This window comes from Ruegeria sp. BHSA191 (assembly GCF_059613325.1).
Genome location: NZ_JBXWSH010000002.1, coordinates 80,023 through 96,489, shown reverse-complemented (window position 1 = coordinate 96,489; position 16,467 = coordinate 80,023). Strand labels below are relative to the sequence as shown.

Below are 16,467 nucleotides of genomic sequence, written 5' to 3'. Positions count from 1 at the left end.
GAGCTAGAACACATTACATGATGCATCCCGCCGATCTGCCGGACACGGTGTCCGTGTTCCCGTTGCCCGGGGCCCTTTTGCTGCCCCGGTCCCGGCTGCCGCTGCATATATTCGAGCCGCGCTATCTGCAGATGCTGGACGATGCCCTGAAAACCAAGGAACGGCTGATCGGCATGATCCAGCCGAATCCGGGCCCCGGCCATGGGACTCGATTGCACCGCATCGGCTGCGCCGGGCGCGTCACCCAGTTTTCCGAGACTGAAGACGGGCGCTATCTGATCACCTTGACCGGCGTGTCGCGGTTCCGCATTCAGTCCGAGGTCGAGGGCTTCACGCCCTATCGCCGCTGTGCCGTCACCTGGGAGGGGTTCGACCGCGACCTGGGTCAAGGCGAGCGGGATGCCGGGTTCGACCGGGCCGCTTTCCTGCGGTTGCTCGAAAGGTATTTCTCGGCCCGAGCGCTCTCGACGGATTGGGAGACGCTGAACGAGGCGGATGACGAATTGCTGGTCAATTCCCTGTCGATGCTTCTGGATTTCGATCCCGAGGACAAGCAGGCCCTGCTTGAGGCACCCTGCCTGCGAACCCGGCGCGAAACGCTGGTCACACTGATCGAATTCTCGCTGCGCGGGGGTTCAAACGAGGAACAACTGCAATGACTGAGACGGAACCGGGTTTCGACCGCCATATGCTCGAGGCGCTGATCTGTCCCCAGACTCATACCACGCTGGAATATGACGCCGAGCGGCAGGAACTGGTCTCGAAAGCCGCTGGTCTGGCCTTTCCGATCCGCGACGGGATTCCGGTGATGCTGGTGGATGAGGCGCGCAAACTCGACTAGATCGGGCGGCCCTGCAACAGCCTAGGCAGGTCGCCTGTCAAACCGGCGGCCTCGCGCACGAAGCCGCGGCGCAGACCGGGCAGGGACCCGACAATGCCCATGCCGATGTCGCGCCCGAGGCGCAGGATAGGATTGTCGTTCGAAAACAGCTTGTTGAACACATCCGTCGCCATTGCCAAGGCCGCCGTGTCAAAGCGGCGCCATTCCTGATAGCGCTCCAGAACCAGAGTCGAGCCGATGTCCTCGCCGCGTCGACCGGCCAGCGTCAGCACCTCGGCCAGAGCGCCTACGTCGCGCAGCCCGGCGTTGAGCCCCTGACCGGCGATCGGGTGCATGCCATGGGCCGCATCACCCACCAGAGCCAGCCGGTCCGCGATGAATGAATTGGCGATGGTCAGGTTCAGCGGATAGGTGAACCGGTCGCCCTGTAGGCGGATGTCACCCAGAAAATCGCCGAACCGGGGCCGCAGGACCTGAAGGTAATCGGCCTCGTCCAGCGCGTTGATGCGCTGTGCGGTCTCGGTGCGTTCGCTCCAGACGATCGAGCTGCGGTTACCGGTCAACGGCAGGATCGCCAGCGGGCCGGGGGGCATGAAGAACTGATGTGCAATGCCGTGATGGGGCAGGTCGTGCTCGATCGCGCAGACCAGCGCAGTCTGGCCGTAGTCCCATCCGGTCCGCTTGATCCCGGCGCGGGAGGCGGTGCCGCTGCGGCGGCCGTCGCACCCCACCAGAAGCCGACCGGACAGCGCCGATCCATCATCCAGCGTCACGGTCACGCCGCCTGGCCCGGTTTCCTGCGCAACCACGGTTTTGCCATCCACCCGGGTGATCGCCGGTTCCGCCTGCATCGCCGCAAGAAATGCGCGCCGCAGGTGACGGTCCTCGACCATATAGCCCATCGGGCCTTCCTCGATCTCGGCATGGTCGAAATGCATGAAAAACGGCGACGGACCTGTGCCTGCGTGGCCATCGGTGACCTTGATCTCCAACATCGGCTGGGCGTGGTCCGCAACCCGTTCCCAGACGCCGATCGCGGCCAGCAACCGTTGCGAGGCCAGCGCCAGTGCATAGGCACGCCCGTCGAACGCCGCGTTCTTGCGCAGCTTCTCGGCCAGCGCGTCTATCACGGTGACGCTGTGTCCGGTCTGCGCCAGCGCCAGCGCCAAGGCGGGACCGTTCAGCCCGCCGCCCACGATCAAGATATCGGAAACCTGTGTCATGCGGTGCAATATGCGCGCCCTTTCGGGATTGTCCATGTGCAGTCCTGTCGCTACCGTCGCCGAAATACGAATTTTTCCAACAAGGGGGCAAAGATGCAGGACTGGCTGACCATGACGGCATGTGACCTGGGCCGCGGGATCGGCATGGGTCAGATCGATCCCGAAGAGCTGACCGAGGTCTATCTGGCGGCCATCGATTCCCATCCGCATCGGGACGGCATCTATGCCCGCGTCACGCATGACCGCGCCCGCGCCGAAGCCCGCGCGGCCAAGGAGCGGGCGGCCCAAGGTCTGCGCCGGTCACTGCTGGATGGGGTGCCTATCAGCTGGAAGGATCTGTTCGACACCGCCGGGATCGGAACCGAGGCCGGATCGGCCCTACTGCGCGGCCGGGTGCCCGAGCATGACGCAACCGTTCTGCGCAACGCGACGGCCATGGGCGCGGTCTGTCTGGGCAAGACGCATATGAGCGAATTGGCCTTTTCGGGCCTTGGTTTGAACCCCGTGACCGCGACGCCGCCCTGCGTGAATGACGAAAAGGCGGTTCCGGGCGGGTCGTCCTCGGGCGCGGCGGCGTCGGTGGCCTTTGGTCTGGCGGCCTGCGGAATCGGCTCGGACACGGGCGGATCGGTGCGCATTCCGGCCGCATGGAACGATCTGGTAGGGCTGAAAACCACCCCGGGGCGGCTGAGCCTTGAAGGCGTGGTGCCCCTGTGCCTGCGGTTCGATACAGTCGGCCCGCTGACTCGGTCGGTCGAGGATGCGGCGCAGATGCTGGCGCTGTTGGAGGGCGGAACGCCGGCCGATCTGCGGGGCGCCAGCCTGAAGGGGCGGCGGTTTGCGGATCTGCAGACCATCGCGCAGGACGATCTGCGCGACGCGCCACGCCAGGCCTATGCCGACGCGCTGGACCGCTTGCGTGATGCAGGGGCCGAGATCGTGCCGTTGGAGGTGCCGGAACTGGCCGAGGCGATAGGCCTGTCCGGTGTCCTTTATACCACGGAAGCCTATGGCCTGTGGCGCGACGTGATCGAGGCCAACCCCGAGGCGATGTATCCCGAGATCCTTGAGCGGTTCCGCGCGGGCAAGGCGCATTCCGGACCGGATTACGTGGCGGCGTGGTCGCGGTTGAAGGCCTGCCGATCGGCCTGGGACTCGGCCACCGCCGGGTTCGACGCGGTTCTGGCGCCGACGGCCCCGATCCTGCCGCCGGATCTGGACCGACTGATGAACGACCATGACTATTACGTCACCGAGAACCTTCTGGCCCTGCGCAACACCCGGATCGGCAACCTGATGGGGCTGGCGGCGCTGTCGTTGCCCACCAAGACACCGTCCTGCGGGCTGATGATGTTGGGTTATCCGGGCTCGGAAGAGGCGCTTTTGCGGCTGGGTGCGGCGGCCGAGGCGGTTCTGACCTGAATGCCACAATCCCCTGATTCGGAACCTCTTTGTCTGGACGCGCGGGGGCTCGGCCTGTAATCTGCTGGAAAACCGGGGCGCCAATGATCCCGGTATCGAGGCAGCAGTCATGAATTTTCCCGAGCGGTTTTCGAACCTACCGGCCTATGCTTTTCCGCGTCTACGCGCCCTGCTCGACCATCACGCGCCGGGCGGCGATGTCGTGCATATGACGATTGGCGAGCCCAAGCATGACTTTCCGGCCTGGGTGACCGATGTCATCGTGGAAAACGCAGCAGGGTTTCAAAAATACCCGCCGAACGAGGGGTCGGACGCGCTGCGCGGGGCCATCGCCGACTGGATCGACCGCCGCTATGGCGTGCGGATGGACCCCGAAACCAACATCATGGCGCTGAACGGCACGCGCGAGGGGTTGTACAACGCCGCCATGGCCCTGTGCCCCGAGCAGAAGAACGGCCAGCAGCCGATCGTGCTGTGCCCCAACCCGTTCTATCAAGTCTACATGGTCGCCTCGATCTCGGTCGGGGCGCAGCCGTATTTCGTGCCGGCCACCGCGGCCACGGGGCATCTGCCGGACTATGCCGGCCTGCCAGAGGATGTGCTGAACCGCACCGCTGTGGCCTATATCTGTTCGCCCGCCAACCCGCAGGGTGCCGTCGCCTCGCGCGGCTACTGGGCCGAGTTGATCCGGCTGGCCGAGAAGTATGACTTCCGCATCTTCGCCGACGAGTGCTATTCCGAGATCTACCGAGACGCGCCGCCCACCGGCATCCTGACCGTCGCGCAGGAGCTGGGCGCCGACCCCGAGCGGATCACGCTGTTCAACTCGCTGTCGAAACGCTCGAACCTGGCGGGGCTGCGGTCGGGGCTGATCGCGGGCGGGCCGGAAAGCATCAAGCGGGTCAAGCAGTTGCGCGCCTATGCCGGGGCGCCCTTGCCATCGCCGTTGCAGGCCGCCGCGGCCAAGGTCTGGGCCGATGAGGCGCATGTTCAGGAAAACCGCGCGCTGTATCAGGAAAAATACGCCATCGCGGATGAGGTGTTTGCGGGCGTTCAGGGCTATATGCCGCCCGAGGCGGGGTTCTTTCTTTGGCTGCCCGTCGAAGATGGCGAGCAGGCCGCATTGAAGCTGTGGCAGGAAACCGGGGTTCGGGTCCTGCCGGGCGCCTATCTTTCGCAAGGGGAGCCGGGGCAGAACCCGGGCAAGGGCTTTATCAGGGTCGCTTTGGTGGCCCCAAAAACAGAGATGCAGCGCGGGCTGGTCACGCTCCGCGACTGCATCTATTTGTGAGGTACGAGGGCACATGGCATCTTACAACGCGCGCAACCGCGACCCATTGTTGGACAGCACCACCCAGGCCGCGATCGAGCGGCGCAGCAAGGAACTGATCGGGATCGCCCTGATCTTGGCCGGCCTGGCGGCTGCTGCGATGATCTGGTCCTACACGCCGGATGATCCGAACTGGATGGTCTCGACCGACGCGCCGGTGCAGAACTGGCTGGGCCGGTTCGGCGCCTCGATCGCCGCGCCATTGTTCATGATCGTAGGCTGGGGCAGCCTTGGCATCGCGCTGGTGCTGGTCGGCTGGGGCGTGCGGTTTGCCGGCCATTTCGGCGAGGATCGCGCCGTGGCCCGCCTAATTTTCGCGCCGATCTGGATCGCCGTCCTTTCGGTCTATGCCGCAACGCTGGTGCCCGGTGCCGAATGGCGCGCGACGCACAGCTTTGGCTTGGGCGGACTGTTTGGCGATACGGTGATGGGCGCTCTGCTGACGCTGTTGCCGATTTCGTCGCATTTCATGGTCAAGTTGATGTCGCTGGCCATGGCGGCCGGCATGCTGGCGCTGGGCGTCTTCGTGCTGGGCTTCACCAAGTCGGACGTCCGGCGCGGGGTCCGGGCTTTCCTGCTGGGTCTCGTGATGGCCTATGACATGCTGATGACCGCGCTGGGGCAGGGGGCCTCGGCCACCGCCCGTGCCGCGCAGGCGCGCCGGGAAAAGTGGCAGGACCGCAAGACAACCCGGGCCGCCGGTGCCGAATTTGAGGATGAGCTGGCCTATGCCGATCCGGTCTTTGAAGAGCCCGAGATCGCAGCCCCAGAACCGGTCAAGACGGGCCTGCTTGCACGTATGCCCGGCTTGATCCGCCGCCCCGAGCCGATGCCCGAACCCGAGCTGGTCGACCCCGAACCCGTCACCGGATATGACGAGATGCCGGGCGAAGACCGGATCCGCTCGAAGATTTCTGCGGTGATCCGGAACCGCAAGGTCGCCACCGGTGAAATCGCGCCCGAGCCCGATCCGAACCGCCCTCTGACCAAAGGGCGCGGCCGTGGCCCCGACCCGCTGATCCTGAACGCGCCGCGTGCGGGAACCCTCCCGCCCGAGCCTCCGCTGACTGCAGGCGGGCTTCCGCCCGAGCCGCCGTTGACAGGTCACCCGGCGCAGTCGTCTGCGGAAATGGAGACGTTAACGGAAGACCCGCTCTCGGCGTATGCGCCTGAAGATATCGACGAAGATCAGGTGTTCGAGGATGTCCCGGAACCGATCGCCCCGCCGCGCCCGGCAATGAAGATCCCGGTTGCCGAACCGCGCAAGCCGGTTGTAGCGCAACCCGTCCGGCGCAACGTTCTGCCGTCGCGCCGCGCCCAGGCCGAGGCCCAGCCCAGCCTGTCCTTCGAAGAGCGTCATTCGGATTTCGAACTGCCGCCGCTCAGCCTGCTGACCAACCCGGCCGGCATCCCGCGTCATCACCTGAGCGACGAGGCGTTGGAGGAAAACGCGCGGATGCTGGAAAACGTGCTGGATGACTATGGCGTCAAGGGCGAGATCGTCAGCGTCCGCCCCGGCCCCGTCGTCACCATGTACGAACTGGAACCCGCGCCGGGCCTGAAGGCCAGCCGCGTCATCGGCCTGGCCGATGACATCGCCCGGTCGATGTCGGCGCTGTCGGCGCGGGTGTCGACGGTCCCCGGACGCTCGGTCATCGGCATCGAATTGCCCAACGAGAACCGCGAGATGGTGGTTCTGCGCGAAATCCTGGCCAGCCGCGATTTCGGCGATGGCAACCACGCGCTGCCGCTGGCGCTGGGCAAGGATATCGGCGGTGAATCCGTGGTCGCGAACCTGGCCAAGATGCCCCACTTGCTGATCGCGGGGACGACCGGCTCGGGCAAGTCGGTGGCGATCAACACGATGATTCTGTCGCTGCTCTACAAGCTGACGCCGGACGAATGCCGCCTGATCATGATCGACCCAAAGATGTTGGAACTCAGCGTCTATGATGGCATCCCGCATCTGCTGTCGCCGGTCGTGACCGACCCGAAAAAGGCGGTGGTCGCCCTGAAATGGGTCGTCGGCGAGATGGAGGACCGCTATCGCAAGATGTCCAAGATGGGCGTGCGCAACATCGCCGGCTACAACGGTCGAGTGAAGGACGCGCTGGCCAAGGGCGAGATGTTCAGCCGCACGGTCCAGACCGGGTTCGACGACGAAACCGGAGAGCCGATCTTCGAGACTGAGGAATTCGAACCCAAGGCCATGCCGTATATCGTCGTCATCGTCGACGAGATGGCCGACCTGATGATGGTGGCGGGCAAAGAGATCGAGGCCTGTATCCAGCGCCTGGCGCAGATGGCGCGGGCCTCGGGCATCCACCTGATCATGGCTACGCAGCGGCCCTCGGTGGACGTCATCACCGGCACGATCAAGGCCAACTTCCCCACCCGGATCTCGTTCCAGGTGACGTCCAAGGTCGACAGCCGCACCATCCTGGGTGAGATGGGGGCCGAGCAGCTGCTGGGGCAGGGCGACATGCTGTACATGGCCGGTGGCGCCAAGATCACCCGCTGCCACGGGCCGTTCGTGTCGGATGAAGAGGTCGAGGAGGTCGTGAACCACCTCAAGCAGTTCGGCCCGCCCGATTATGTCGGCAGCGTGCTGGATGGTCCGTCCGAGGACAAGGCCGACAATATCGACGCGGTTCTGGGTCTGAATACCGGCGGCAACACCAATGGCGAGGATGCGCTGTACGATCAGGCGGTCGCCATCGTGATAAAGGATCGCAAGTGTTCGACCTCGTACATCCAGCGGAAACTTGCCATCGGCTACAACAAGGCTGCACGGCTGGTCGAGCAGATGGAGGAGGAAGGTGTTGTTTCGGCGGCAAATCACGTGGGCAAACGCGAAATCCTCGTCCCGGAGCAGTAGGATATTTAATAACAAGGGCAAAGCGCATATCTGAGTGTCATGAAACAGATTGCCTTTGCCCTTGCCCTCGCTTTGACCGCCCCGGCAGCCTGGGCCGCCGACAAGCTGCCTTTGTCACAGATCTCGAACTACCTGAACGGTCTGAAAACCGTTCAGACGACGTTTACCCAAGTCAACGATGACGGATCGCTGAGTACCGGCAAGCTGTGGTTGCAGCGCCCCGGCAAGATGCGGTTCGAATACGACCCGCCCAACAGCGCGGTGGTGCTGGCGAACGCCGGCACCGTGATGGTGTTCGACCCCAAGTCGAACCAGCCGCCCGAGCAGTATCCGCTGAAGCGCACGCCGCTGTCGCTGGTTCTGGCGCGCAACGTGAATCTGTCGCAGGCCGATATGGTGGTGGGGCATACGTTCGACGGCACTGCCACGGTCGTAACCGCTCAGGATCCCAAGAACCCCGAGGCCGGGCGGATCGAACTGATGTTCACCAGCGATCCGATCGAACTGCGGAAATGGGTCATTCACGACAACGCAGGCAGCCAGACCACCGTACTGCTGGGGCCTTTGGACGACAATGTGCGTGTCGACAGTGATCTGTTCTCGAACAAGGCGCGGCGCGGGTCAGACAACCGCTGACCCGCGGCGAGGTTCAATACCGGCAGCTCGACAACTGAGCCTGGTACATCTGCGCGCGTGCATCCACGTCATTGGCGACGTTCAACAGCCAAGTCTTGCCATAATGGCTGCCGCGGGAGTATCCGGTGTGCCCTTCGTGATAGGCGAGGTACTGGTTGCGCGCGTCTGCGGGCGAGATCCCGTTCCGTTCGCGGCTTTTGTTCATGTACCAGCCCACGAAATCCGACGCGTCGCGGATGCGGTCCCGCTTGGCGCGGCGCTTGCCGGTTTCACGTTGATATTGCTCCCACGTGCCATCCAGCGCCTGGCTATAGCCGTATGCGCTGCTTTGACGACCCATCGGGATCACGCCCAGCACGTATTTGTGCGGGGTCCGCGCGTCATGGCGATAGCGGCTTTCCTGATAGATGGTGGCCATCTGGACATGAACGGGCACGCCCCATTTGCGCTCGGTGCTTTTGAACGCCTTGATCATGTCGGGCCGCTCGCGCGCGATGGCGCAGGCGTCGTTCAGATTTGTCGGCGGACGCTGCCCGCCGCCACAGGATGCCAAAAGCAGCACCCCGAAGAGTACGAGAAGTTTTCTGCTCATGTGCCTCGTGCCTTTTTTGCGTATTCTAGCGCAGATTGAAGGCCGAGGAAATGACAATCGTTGCGGAATCTCCGCTGGAAATGGGCGCTGGTCGACGCGCGAGGTGGGTGTTCAGCCACTTTGTGGGGAGGGACTGTCACTATTGCCGCCACAAACTGTTTCTTGCAAATTTGGATCAATTATTGGCATTTCGGCCCCGAAACGGGTAAAAAGGTTTGTGGGGGCAAAAGAAATGTTGAAGACGCAAGCCAAGTACAGTCTGGGCCAGGTGGTGCGCCACCGGAAACATCCCTTTCGAGGGGTGATTTTCGACGTGGACCCCGAGTTTTCGAACACCGAGGAGTGGTATCAGGCCATTCCCGAGGAAAGCCGCCCGGTCAAGGATCAGCCATTCTATCACCTGCTGGCCGAGAACGACCAATCCTTTTATGTTGCTTACGTTTCTGAGCAAAATCTGGTGGAGGACCAGTCGGGAGAACCGGTGGATCACCCCGATATCCCCAATATGTTCGGGCCATTCCAGGATGGCGCCTACCCGCTGCATTTCCAGCTGAACTAGGTTGCGTCGGCGGTTGCGCCAAGGGGCTTCAAACGTCAGAATCCCAGGGCGCACCCATCTTTTCGCGGGTCGCTTGCGCCTTCCAGAATGCCGTCGCTTCGGATCCTGATCGCTTGGGCGCCTCCCAATGGCGTTTCTGTCAGCACTACATTGTGCCCAAGCTCTGCCAATTGTTTCCTTGCGCTGTCTTTATATCCCGGCTCCACTTTCAGAACGCCGCCGTCTGCAAAGGCTCTGGGTGCGTCGATGGCGGCTTGAAGATCCAGCCCGAAATCGGTCAGGTTGGACACAAGCCTGGCGTGCCCGGTCGGTTGATAGGCGCCGCCCATCACGCCGAAGGGCATGGCGGGCTCACCGTCGATGCGCAGCATGCCGGGGATGATCGTGTGCATGGGGCGTTTCCCGCCGCCCAGTTCGTTGGGGTGACCGGACTGCAGGGTGAAGCCGGCTCCTCGGTTTTGCAGCAGGATGCCGAACTTTTCCGAAGCGATCCCCGAGCCGAAACCGTGGAAGATGGAATAGATCAGCGAAACGGCCATCCGGTCGCGATCCACGACCGTGACATAGACCGTGTCCTTGTGAACGGCCTCGACGATCGGGGCGGCTGACGGCATGGCCCGCTTCGGGTCGATCCGGGCGGCCAGGTCTTCGGCGGTCTTCGGGTTCAGCATCCAGTCCAGTTGCTGGGATCGCTCGGGGTCCGCGATGAAGCGGTTGCGCGCCTCGTAGGCCAGTTTGGCTGCCTCGGCCTCGATGTGAACGCGCGCGGCCCCCCACGGGTCCATTTTGGCGATATCGAAATGCCGAAGAATGTTCAGCAGCAGAATGGCCGTCGCGCCCTGCCCGTTGGGCGGATGCTCCAAAAGTTCGACGTCCTTGTAGGTGCCGCCGATGGGCAGGGTCGGAACGCAGGCCGTCCGTTCGAAGTCTTCACCCGTGTGGACGCCGCCGAGGTCTTGCAGCGTGGCCAGCATGTCGTCGGCGATTTCGCCGGTATAGAAGGCATCTCTTCCGTCGCGGGCGATCCGGCGCAGAACTTCGGCCTGGCCGGGGGCACGGAACATTTGCCCCACCTGCGGGGCCTTGCCGTCGATCAGAAAATGGCTCCGGGCGGCTCCTTGAAGGGTCCCGGCGTCGCGTGCCCAATCGTGGGCGACGCGCGGCGCAACCGGTACGCCGGCCTCGGCATAGTGTATGGCGGGCTCCAGAACCGCACCGAGACCCAATCGACCCTCTGTGCGGGAGAGATGACAGAATGCATCCACGGCCCCGGGTATCGTAACCGCATGCGGGCTGGTCAGCGGAACGGCGTCAAACCCCTGTTGCCGCAGGTGCTCGGCCGAAGCGGCCGCCGGCGCGCGGCCCGACCCGTTCAATGCGCGGACTTCGCTCTCGCCGGCGCGGTTGTACAGAACAAAGCAGTCGCCGCCCAAACCCGTCATCTGAGGCTCGCAGATGCCCAGAAGCACGGCGGCGGCAATGGCCGCATCCATGGCGTTTCCGCCCTGGCCCAGTATGTCCAGGGCGACCTTGGCGGCCAAGGGATGCGAGGTCGCGCACATTCCGTCGGTTGACAGAACCTCGGACCGGCCGGGAAAATGAAAGTCGCGCATGATACCCCCTGCGGTTGTCACGACGACACTAGATGGCTGTGCGTCTTTGTCCATAGGGAGGGGAGCGGAGGAAGTCCTCGGCGCCATACACTGGGTGGGGGCTGTGACAGTGGCGCCGAGGGAAGCTATCTGAGCTACCCTTTCTGTATGATCCCGCTTTTGGGCGCAACAATGGTTCGATCTGGGCTTTATTGTGGCCGCTTTTCAGTGGAGGAGAAGGCGAAGGACAGCCTCAGGCGGTTTTCTCCGTCGGTCCGATCGTACCGAACATTGTCGCAAAGCTGGCGGATCAAGAACCAGCCGAATCCGCCTTCGGGCAGATCCTCGCGTGCTGTCTCGACGCTGGCCGGGATGCCGTCAGGGACGCTCAGTCCGGGCAGAGGCCGGCCACGATCGGTGATCAGGATGCTCAGGCCGTTCCGATCCATCGTGGCCTGCACCTGTACGCGGCCTTCGGGATTGTCCGAATAGGCGTGTTCGACGACGTTGTTGATGGCCTCGGCCAGGGCGATCTTCACGTCGCAGTTGCGTTGATGCGGCACCCCAAGCGCAACGAGACTGCCATGTAGACAGGCGATTGCGGTGCTTGCATCGGCCTCGTTGGCGGCGAAGCTCAGGTCCATTCCGCCGTTCTTGCAGTTGACAGTCACGCAATCTCACCCAATGTGCCGTTTCACTCCGCTTGTGCGGCCAGCGCGTCGTCCAGGTCGGGAAACAGCCGAAAGACGGTATCCATTCGGGTCAGCCGAAAGACCTTCTCGACCACAGGCTGAAGCCCGGCCAGATCCAGCCTTCGGTCGCCGCCCAGTTGCTTCATGGATGCGACGATCGCGCCCAGCCCGCTCGAGTCGATGAACTCCACCGCCGACAGGTCCAGGATCACACGCCGCGCGCCGGAGTCGGTTTCAAGGCGCATGTTCTCCTTGAACTGAATCGCCATGGCAGCATCGATTCGGTCTGCATCGACCCGGATCACCTGAGTTTCGCCGGTCGTATTGCTGCTCAATGCCAAAAGGCCACCCTCCACAATTGAAAGTCGATCGTAGAAATACGCTAGACGGCAATTCTTACGATTCTGTATCCAAGGCCCGAACACAGGAGGAGTCGCATGAAAGAGGTCGTGATTGCCGGGGCCGCCCGGACCCCGATGGGGGGTTTCCAGGGAATGTTTGACGGGGTGCCCGCGGCCGAGTTGGGCGGTGTTGCCATCCGTGCCGCGTTGGACAATGCCAACACGCAGACCGTGGACGAGGTCCTGATGGGCTGCGTCCTGCCCGCCGGGCAGGGCCAAGCGCCGGCGCGTCAGGCCGGGTTCGCGGCGGGGCTGGGCGAAGACGTTCCGGCCACGACGCTGAACAAGATGTGCGGGTCGGGCATGAAGGCCGCCATGATGGCGTTTGACCAGATCGCGCTGGGTCATGCCGACCTCATGGTCGCCGGCGGCATGGAGAGCATGACCAACGCGCCTTACCTGCTGCCCAAGATGCGCGGCGGCGCGCGGATCGGACATTCCCAGGTGATCGACCACATGTTCCTGGACGGGCTCGAGGACGCTTATGACAAGGGCCGCCTGATGGGCACCTTTGCCGAGGATTGTGCCGAAGCCTATCAGTTCACCCGCGAGGCGCAGGACGAATACGCGCTGAAATCACTGTCGAACGCGCTTGAGGCGCAGGCCAGCGGTGCGTTTGACGGTGAAATCGCGGCGGTGACGGTCAAGACCCGCAGGGGCGAAGTCACTCAGGACGCGGATGAACAACCCAAATCGGCCCGCCCCGAGAAAATCCCGACGCTCAAGCCCGCCTTCCGCAAGGACGGCACCGTGACGGCGGCCAATTCTTCGTCGATCTCGGACGGCGCCGCGGCGCTGGTTCTGGCGTCGGCGGATGTGGCCGAGGCTCGCGGCCTGAACGTGCGCGCGCGCATTCTGGGCCATGCCAGCCACGCCCAGGCTCCGGGCCTGTTCACTACCGCCCCGGTTCCGGCCGCGCAGAAGCTGCTGGAGCGGATCGGCTGGAGCAAGGATGAAGTGGACCTGTGGGAGGTGAACGAGGCCTTTGCCGTTGTTCCCATGGCCTTCATGCACGAAATGGGGCTGCCACGCGACAAGGTGAACGTGAATGGCGGGGCCTGTGCCCTGGGTCACCCCATCGGAGCCTCGGGTGCGCGGATCATGGTCACGCTGCTCAACGCATTGGAAAAACGCGGCCTGCGGCGCGGTGTGGCGGCCATCTGCATCGGCGGGGGCGAAGGCACCGCGATTGCCATCGAACGGGTTTGACCCTTCTCCCGTTTGCAAATAGTGCGTAGGTGATTTGAGCCGCAGGCTCGGCAGGGGGCGGCGCCCCCTGCAGTTCGTTTACGACAGGCCCGACCATGACCGCAGATTATGACACTCTTGCCAAGACCATCGCCGCGCTGACCGAAGGCGAGACCGATCCGATCGCGCTGATGGCCACGGTCGCCTGCGAGGTTCATCATGCCGACGACCGCTTTGATTGGACCGGTTTCTACCGCGTCACCGAACCCGGAGTGCTGAAGATCGGGCCTTATCAGGGCGGCCACGGATGCCTGGTGATCCCGTTCTCGCGCGGGGTCTGCGGGGCCGCGGCGCGCACCGGCGAGGTGCAGCTGGTTCCGGATGTGGACGCGTTCGACGGGCATATCGCCTGTGCGTCCTCGACCCGGTCGGAACTGGTTCTACCGGTGCGGGACGGCGCGGGCCGGATAATCGCGGTGTTCGATATCGACAGCGACCAGCCCGATGCGTTCACCCAGGCCGATGCGGATGCGCTGTCGCAAATCCTCGCGCAGGTCTTCGGGCGGATCTGAGGCTTACTCCGGCTCGATGCCCGTCGCTTCCAGTTTGGTGTCCGGCTCCACGTGGATGATAGTGCGGGCCTCGGGCAGCTTCTCGGCGATGGCGTCCTCGATCGCGTCGCAGATGTCATGCGCCTCGCCCACGGACATGTTGCGGTCCACCACCAGGTGGAATTCGATGAACACCGCCTTGCCGGCCCGGCGCGTGCGCAGGTCGTGGATCTGCAACGCGCCTTGGGACGAGTTGCGCACGGCCTCTTTGATGATGTCCGTGTCGTCGCTGTGCGCGGCCGAATCCATCAGGTCGCCGGCTGAATGAAAGATGACCTTCCAGCCCTCGCGCAGGATGTTGGCGGCGACCAGAATGGCCAACAGCGGATCGAGAACGACCCAGCCGGTCAGCAGCACCAGCACAAGCCCCAGCAAGACCCCGGCCGAGGTCCAGACATCGGTCATCAGGTGGCGTCCGTTCGCCGTCATGGCCGGTGACCGCCGCTGCTCGCCCGCTGCGATCAGCACCCGCGCCCAGATCAGGTTCAACACCATGGCCGCGGCGTTGACCGCCAGCCCGACCGGCCCAAGCTGATCGAGATGTGGGGCGAACAGCGCGCCCCATGCCTCTTGCAGGATCAGGATCGCGGCCAGCACGATCAGGGTGCCCTCGGCGATGGCCGAGAAATTCTCGGCCTTGTGGTGCCCGAACGGGTGGTTGGTGTCGGCCGGGCGCTCGGCCATGCGGATGGCAAACCAGGCCAGCAGTGCGGCCACGACATTGACCAGCGACTCCATCGCGTCGGAATACAACGCGACCGAACCGGTCAGTCGCCAGGCCCAGATCTTGAGCGCCAGCACCAGCAATGCAACGGCCACCGACCCGATGGCCAGCGACTGGGAGGATGTTCTGTCGATCATGCCGCAGCTTTGCCCGATCCGGCCCGCGATTGCCAGTTCAAGCCGCGCCCTGCGTCATATACAGCCACGCCGCGGCGACCTGCAGCAGCACGATGGCATACAGGCTGACCCTGATCCGCGATTTGCGGGTCTTGTGGTTGAACACCCAACTGCCCAGCAGCGCACCCGGACCGCCGCCCAGCAGGGCCAGCCGCAGCAACCACCGCTCGGGCACACGCCGCCTGCGCCGGCGCGCCTGCAGCTTGTCCCAGCCGAAAACCACCAAGGTCAGCCCGTTGATGGCCCAGAGATATGCGATAGCGATCCACATGTCCGCGCTTTACCCGAGTGGCCACATGTTCGGAAGTGAAAAACCGCTTGGTTTTTTCATCGATTCGGGTCATCGTGAAAATATGCGCAAAAATTTCACGAGGGTGACGTGGACGATCAGGGTCAGACCGGGGCGACATTGGGGGCTGACATCCGGGCCTTGCGCAAATCGCGCGGGCTGACGCTGACGGATGTGGCCAAGCGGCTGGATCGGTCGGTCGGCTGGCTCAGCCAGGTCGAGCGCGATCTGTCCGAGCCGTCGATTTCCGCCCTGCGCCAGATCGCCGAGTGCCTCGGCGTGCCGATGTCGATGCTGTTCGCGCACACCGGCGTAACGCCGGACGAACTGGGCTATGTCGTACGCGCCGGATCGCGCCGCCCGATGGGCTCGGGCGAGGAGGGGCTGATCGAGGAACTGCTCTCGCCCGATCTCACCGACGATTTCGAGATGGTGCATTCCACCTTTCAGCCTCGCTCGCGGATGCAGACCCCGGCCGACCGACCCACGCAAGAGGTGGGCTACATGATCTCGGGCTGCCTCGACCTGACGATTGGCGGGCGCAGCTTCACCGTCGGGCCGGGCGACAGTTTCCGCATCAAGCACGAACCCTATCACTGGTCGAACCCGTATGATGAGCCAGCGGTGGCCATCTGGGTCATCGCCCCGCCGGTCTACTGATGAGCTTCGAGGCCTTGACCATATTCGCGCTGTTCTGGGTGGTGTTCGTGACCACGCCGGGGCCGAACGCGGTCAACTGCATCTCGAACGGGATGAGCCTGCCCTTTCCCAAGGCGATGCTGGGGGTGCTGGCGATCCTGACGCAGGCCAGCGCCTTTCTGATCCTCTCGGCGCTGGGGGTGACGGCGCTGATCGCGGCCTCGCCCACCGGGTTCTTCATTGCCAAGCTGATCGGGGCGGGGTTCCTGATCTGGCTCGGCGTGCGCGGTTGGATGAATGCCGGCAAGCCCGCGCCCGCCGCCGAACGTCCGGCGCGGCATGTCTTCCTGCACGCGCTGGCGGTGGCGACGATCAACCCCAAAAGCGTCGCGGGCTATCTGGCCGCGTTTTCGCAATTCGTGCAGCCCGACGTGCCGATCTGGCAGCAGATGGTGGTGATCATGCCCACGGCGCTGACCATCACCACGCTCAGCTACACGGGCTTCACCCTGCTGGGCGCGCTGATGGGCAAGGCGGCGCTGGGGGCCGTGTTCAACACCTGGGTGCGCCGGGTCATGGCCACCTGCTTCATCATCTACGGGGTCTTGCTGGGCACCAGCGCGACCCCGGCGGGAAAAACGTGATGCCGCTCGCGGCAGTCTGACAGGGAGCAA

At 64.1% G+C, this 16,467-nt stretch carries 18 protein-coding genes; 11 read left to right on the top strand and 7 right to left on the bottom strand.

Annotated elements, in window-relative coordinates:
• The first annotated feature begins 17 nt into the window (after positions 1-17).
• Both AC2FNS_RS02350 and AC2FNS_RS02345 read left to right on the top strand, forming a co-directional pair.
• Entirely contained in the window at positions 18-659 is a 642-nt protein-coding gene (locus tag AC2FNS_RS02350; RefSeq protein WP_496710750.1) for an LON peptidase substrate-binding domain-containing protein, read from the top strand.
• Positions 656-841, top strand: coding sequence for a Trm112 family protein (locus tag AC2FNS_RS02345; RefSeq protein ID WP_496680352.1), 186 nt, complete (start codon positions 656-658; stop codon positions 839-841). The genes AC2FNS_RS02350 and AC2FNS_RS02345 overlap by 4 nt, the downstream gene beginning before the upstream one ends.
• On the opposite strand, the gene AC2FNS_RS02340 is transcribed toward AC2FNS_RS02345, so the two are convergent.
• Positions 838-2,064, bottom strand: coding sequence for an FAD-dependent monooxygenase (locus AC2FNS_RS02340; protein WP_496680354.1), 1,227 nt, complete (start codon positions 2,062-2,064; stop codon positions 838-840). The two genes, AC2FNS_RS02345 and AC2FNS_RS02340, sit on opposite strands and share 4 nt — an antisense overlap.
• 93 nt (positions 2,065-2,157) lie before the next feature.
• On the opposite strand from AC2FNS_RS02340, the gene AC2FNS_RS02335 reads away from it, so the two are divergent.
• The 4 genes from AC2FNS_RS02335 (at position 2,158) to AC2FNS_RS02320 (ending at position 8,330) form a co-directional block, all read left to right on the top strand.
• Positions 2,158-3,486, top strand: a complete 1,329-nt coding sequence (locus AC2FNS_RS02335; protein ID WP_496710749.1) for an amidase — start codon at positions 2,158-2,160, stop codon at positions 3,484-3,486.
• A gap of 109 nt (positions 3,487-3,595) precedes the next feature.
• A complete protein-coding gene (locus AC2FNS_RS02330) occupies positions 3,596-4,777 on the top strand; it encodes an aminotransferase class I/II-fold pyridoxal phosphate-dependent enzyme (protein WP_496710748.1) in 1,182 nt (393 codons plus the stop codon).
• Between the two features lie 13 nt (positions 4,778-4,790).
• Positions 4,791-7,694 (top strand): DNA translocase FtsK, encoded by a 2,904-nt coding sequence (locus AC2FNS_RS02325; RefSeq protein ID WP_496710747.1) that lies wholly within the window; start codon positions 4,791-4,793, stop codon positions 7,692-7,694.
• Positions 7,695-7,733: 39 nt separating this feature from the next.
• Positions 7,734-8,330 (top strand): LolA family protein, encoded by a 597-nt coding sequence (locus AC2FNS_RS02320; RefSeq protein ID WP_496680358.1) that lies wholly within the window; start codon positions 7,734-7,736, stop codon positions 8,328-8,330.
• A gap of 13 nt (positions 8,331-8,343) precedes the next feature.
• Here AC2FNS_RS02320 and AC2FNS_RS02315 read toward each other — a convergent pair whose 3' ends face one another.
• Entirely contained in the window at positions 8,344-8,922 is a 579-nt protein-coding gene (locus AC2FNS_RS02315; protein WP_496680359.1) for a transglycosylase SLT domain-containing protein, read from the bottom strand.
• 232 nt (positions 8,923-9,154) lie between these two features.
• Here AC2FNS_RS02315 and hspQ point away from each other — a divergent pair, with 232 nt between their 5' ends.
• On the top strand, positions 9,155-9,481 hold the full coding sequence (gene hspQ / locus AC2FNS_RS02310) for a heat shock protein HspQ (protein WP_490361479.1): 327 nt from the start codon (positions 9,155-9,157) through the stop codon (positions 9,479-9,481).
• Positions 9,482-9,516: 35 nt separating this feature from the next.
• On the opposite strand, the gene AC2FNS_RS02305 is transcribed toward hspQ, so the two are convergent.
• From AC2FNS_RS02305 to AC2FNS_RS02295, 3 genes are all read right to left on the bottom strand, one after another.
• A complete protein-coding gene (locus AC2FNS_RS02305) occupies positions 9,517-11,094 on the bottom strand; it encodes a gamma-glutamyltransferase family protein (RefSeq protein WP_496710746.1) in 1,578 nt (525 codons plus the stop codon).
• 188 nt (positions 11,095-11,282) lie between these two features.
• On the bottom strand, positions 11,283-11,744 hold the full coding sequence (locus AC2FNS_RS02300; RefSeq protein ID WP_496710745.1) for an ATP-binding protein: 462 nt from the start codon (positions 11,742-11,744) through the stop codon (positions 11,283-11,285).
• A 23-nt stretch (positions 11,745-11,767) separates the two neighbouring features.
• A complete protein-coding gene (locus AC2FNS_RS02295) occupies positions 11,768-12,106 on the bottom strand; it encodes an STAS domain-containing protein (RefSeq protein ID WP_496680363.1) in 339 nt (112 codons plus the stop codon).
• A 96-nt stretch (positions 12,107-12,202) separates the two neighbouring features.
• On the opposite strand from AC2FNS_RS02295, the gene AC2FNS_RS02290 reads away from it, so the two are divergent.
• Together AC2FNS_RS02290 and AC2FNS_RS02285 are read left to right on the top strand one after the other, a co-directional pair.
• Positions 12,203-13,375 (top strand): thiolase family protein, encoded by a 1,173-nt coding sequence (locus tag AC2FNS_RS02290; RefSeq protein ID WP_496797431.1) that lies wholly within the window; start codon positions 12,203-12,205, stop codon positions 13,373-13,375.
• A gap of 95 nt (positions 13,376-13,470) precedes the next feature.
• A complete protein-coding gene (locus AC2FNS_RS02285) occupies positions 13,471-13,926 on the top strand; it encodes a GAF domain-containing protein (protein ID WP_496710743.1) in 456 nt (151 codons plus the stop codon).
• A 3-nt stretch (positions 13,927-13,929) separates the two neighbouring features.
• On the opposite strand, the gene AC2FNS_RS02280 is transcribed toward AC2FNS_RS02285, so the two are convergent.
• Both AC2FNS_RS02280 and AC2FNS_RS02275 read right to left on the bottom strand, forming a co-directional pair.
• Positions 13,930-14,826, bottom strand: coding sequence for a cation diffusion facilitator family transporter (locus AC2FNS_RS02280; RefSeq protein WP_496688682.1), 897 nt, complete (start codon positions 14,824-14,826; stop codon positions 13,930-13,932).
• A 37-nt stretch (positions 14,827-14,863) separates the two neighbouring features.
• Complete coding sequence (locus tag AC2FNS_RS02275; RefSeq protein ID WP_496680369.1) at positions 14,864-15,136, bottom strand: DUF1294 domain-containing protein; 273 nt, start codon at positions 15,134-15,136, stop codon at positions 14,864-14,866.
• A 108-nt stretch (positions 15,137-15,244) separates the two neighbouring features.
• Between AC2FNS_RS02275 and AC2FNS_RS02270 the strand changes: the two genes are divergently transcribed.
• The gene (locus AC2FNS_RS02270) at positions 15,245-15,814 is read left to right on the top strand and encodes a helix-turn-helix domain-containing protein (RefSeq protein WP_496710742.1); all 570 of its coding nucleotides are present in this window, start codon (positions 15,245-15,247) and stop codon (positions 15,812-15,814) included.
• The gene (locus AC2FNS_RS02265; protein ID WP_496710741.1) at positions 15,814-16,437 is read left to right on the top strand and encodes a LysE family translocator; all 624 of its coding nucleotides are present in this window, start codon (positions 15,814-15,816) and stop codon (positions 16,435-16,437) included. Before AC2FNS_RS02270 ends, AC2FNS_RS02265 begins: the two co-directional genes overlap by 1 nt.
• Positions 16,438-16,467: the final 30 nt, after the last annotated feature.

What these genes read in the sequence shown, in the direction of transcription:
- AC2FNS_RS02345 (WP_496680352.1), top strand. Translation starts at nt 656, where the DNA reads ATGACTGAGACGGAACCGGGTTTCGACCGCCATATGCTCGAGGCGCTG.
- AC2FNS_RS02320 (WP_496680358.1), top strand. Translation starts at nt 7,734, where the DNA reads ATGAAACAGATTGCCTTTGCCCTTGCCCTCGCTTTGACCGCCCCGGCA.
- AC2FNS_RS02305 (WP_496710746.1), bottom strand. Translation starts at nt 11,094, where the DNA reads ATGCGCGACTTTCATTTTCCCGGCCGGTCCGAGGTTCTGTCAACCGAC.
- AC2FNS_RS02290 (WP_496797431.1), top strand. Translation starts at nt 12,203, where the DNA reads ATGAAAGAGGTCGTGATTGCCGGGGCCGCCCGGACCCCGATGGGGGGT.
- AC2FNS_RS02280 (WP_496688682.1), bottom strand. Translation starts at nt 14,826, where the DNA reads ATGATCGACAGAACATCCTCCCAGTCGCTGGCCATCGGGTCGGTGGCC.
- AC2FNS_RS02340 (WP_496680354.1), bottom strand. Translation starts at nt 2,064, where the DNA reads ATGACACAGGTTTCCGATATCTTGATCGTGGGCGGCGGGCTGAACGGT.
- AC2FNS_RS02265 (WP_496710741.1), top strand. Translation starts at nt 15,814, where the DNA reads ATGAGCTTCGAGGCCTTGACCATATTCGCGCTGTTCTGGGTGGTGTTC.
- AC2FNS_RS02325 (WP_496710747.1), top strand. Translation starts at nt 4,791, where the DNA reads ATGGCATCTTACAACGCGCGCAACCGCGACCCATTGTTGGACAGCACC.
- AC2FNS_RS02285 (WP_496710743.1), top strand. Translation starts at nt 13,471, where the DNA reads ATGACCGCAGATTATGACACTCTTGCCAAGACCATCGCCGCGCTGACC.
- AC2FNS_RS02315 (WP_496680359.1), bottom strand. Translation starts at nt 8,922, where the DNA reads ATGAGCAGAAAACTTCTCGTACTCTTCGGGGTGCTGCTTTTGGCATCC.
- AC2FNS_RS02335 (WP_496710749.1), top strand. Translation starts at nt 2,158, where the DNA reads ATGCAGGACTGGCTGACCATGACGGCATGTGACCTGGGCCGCGGGATC.
- AC2FNS_RS02350 (WP_496710750.1), top strand. Translation starts at nt 18, where the DNA reads ATGATGCATCCCGCCGATCTGCCGGACACGGTGTCCGTGTTCCCGTTG.
- hspQ (WP_490361479.1), top strand. Translation starts at nt 9,155, where the DNA reads ATGTTGAAGACGCAAGCCAAGTACAGTCTGGGCCAGGTGGTGCGCCAC.
- AC2FNS_RS02275 (WP_496680369.1), bottom strand. Translation starts at nt 15,136, where the DNA reads ATGTGGATCGCTATCGCATATCTCTGGGCCATCAACGGGCTGACCTTG.
- AC2FNS_RS02330 (WP_496710748.1), top strand. Translation starts at nt 3,596, where the DNA reads ATGAATTTTCCCGAGCGGTTTTCGAACCTACCGGCCTATGCTTTTCCG.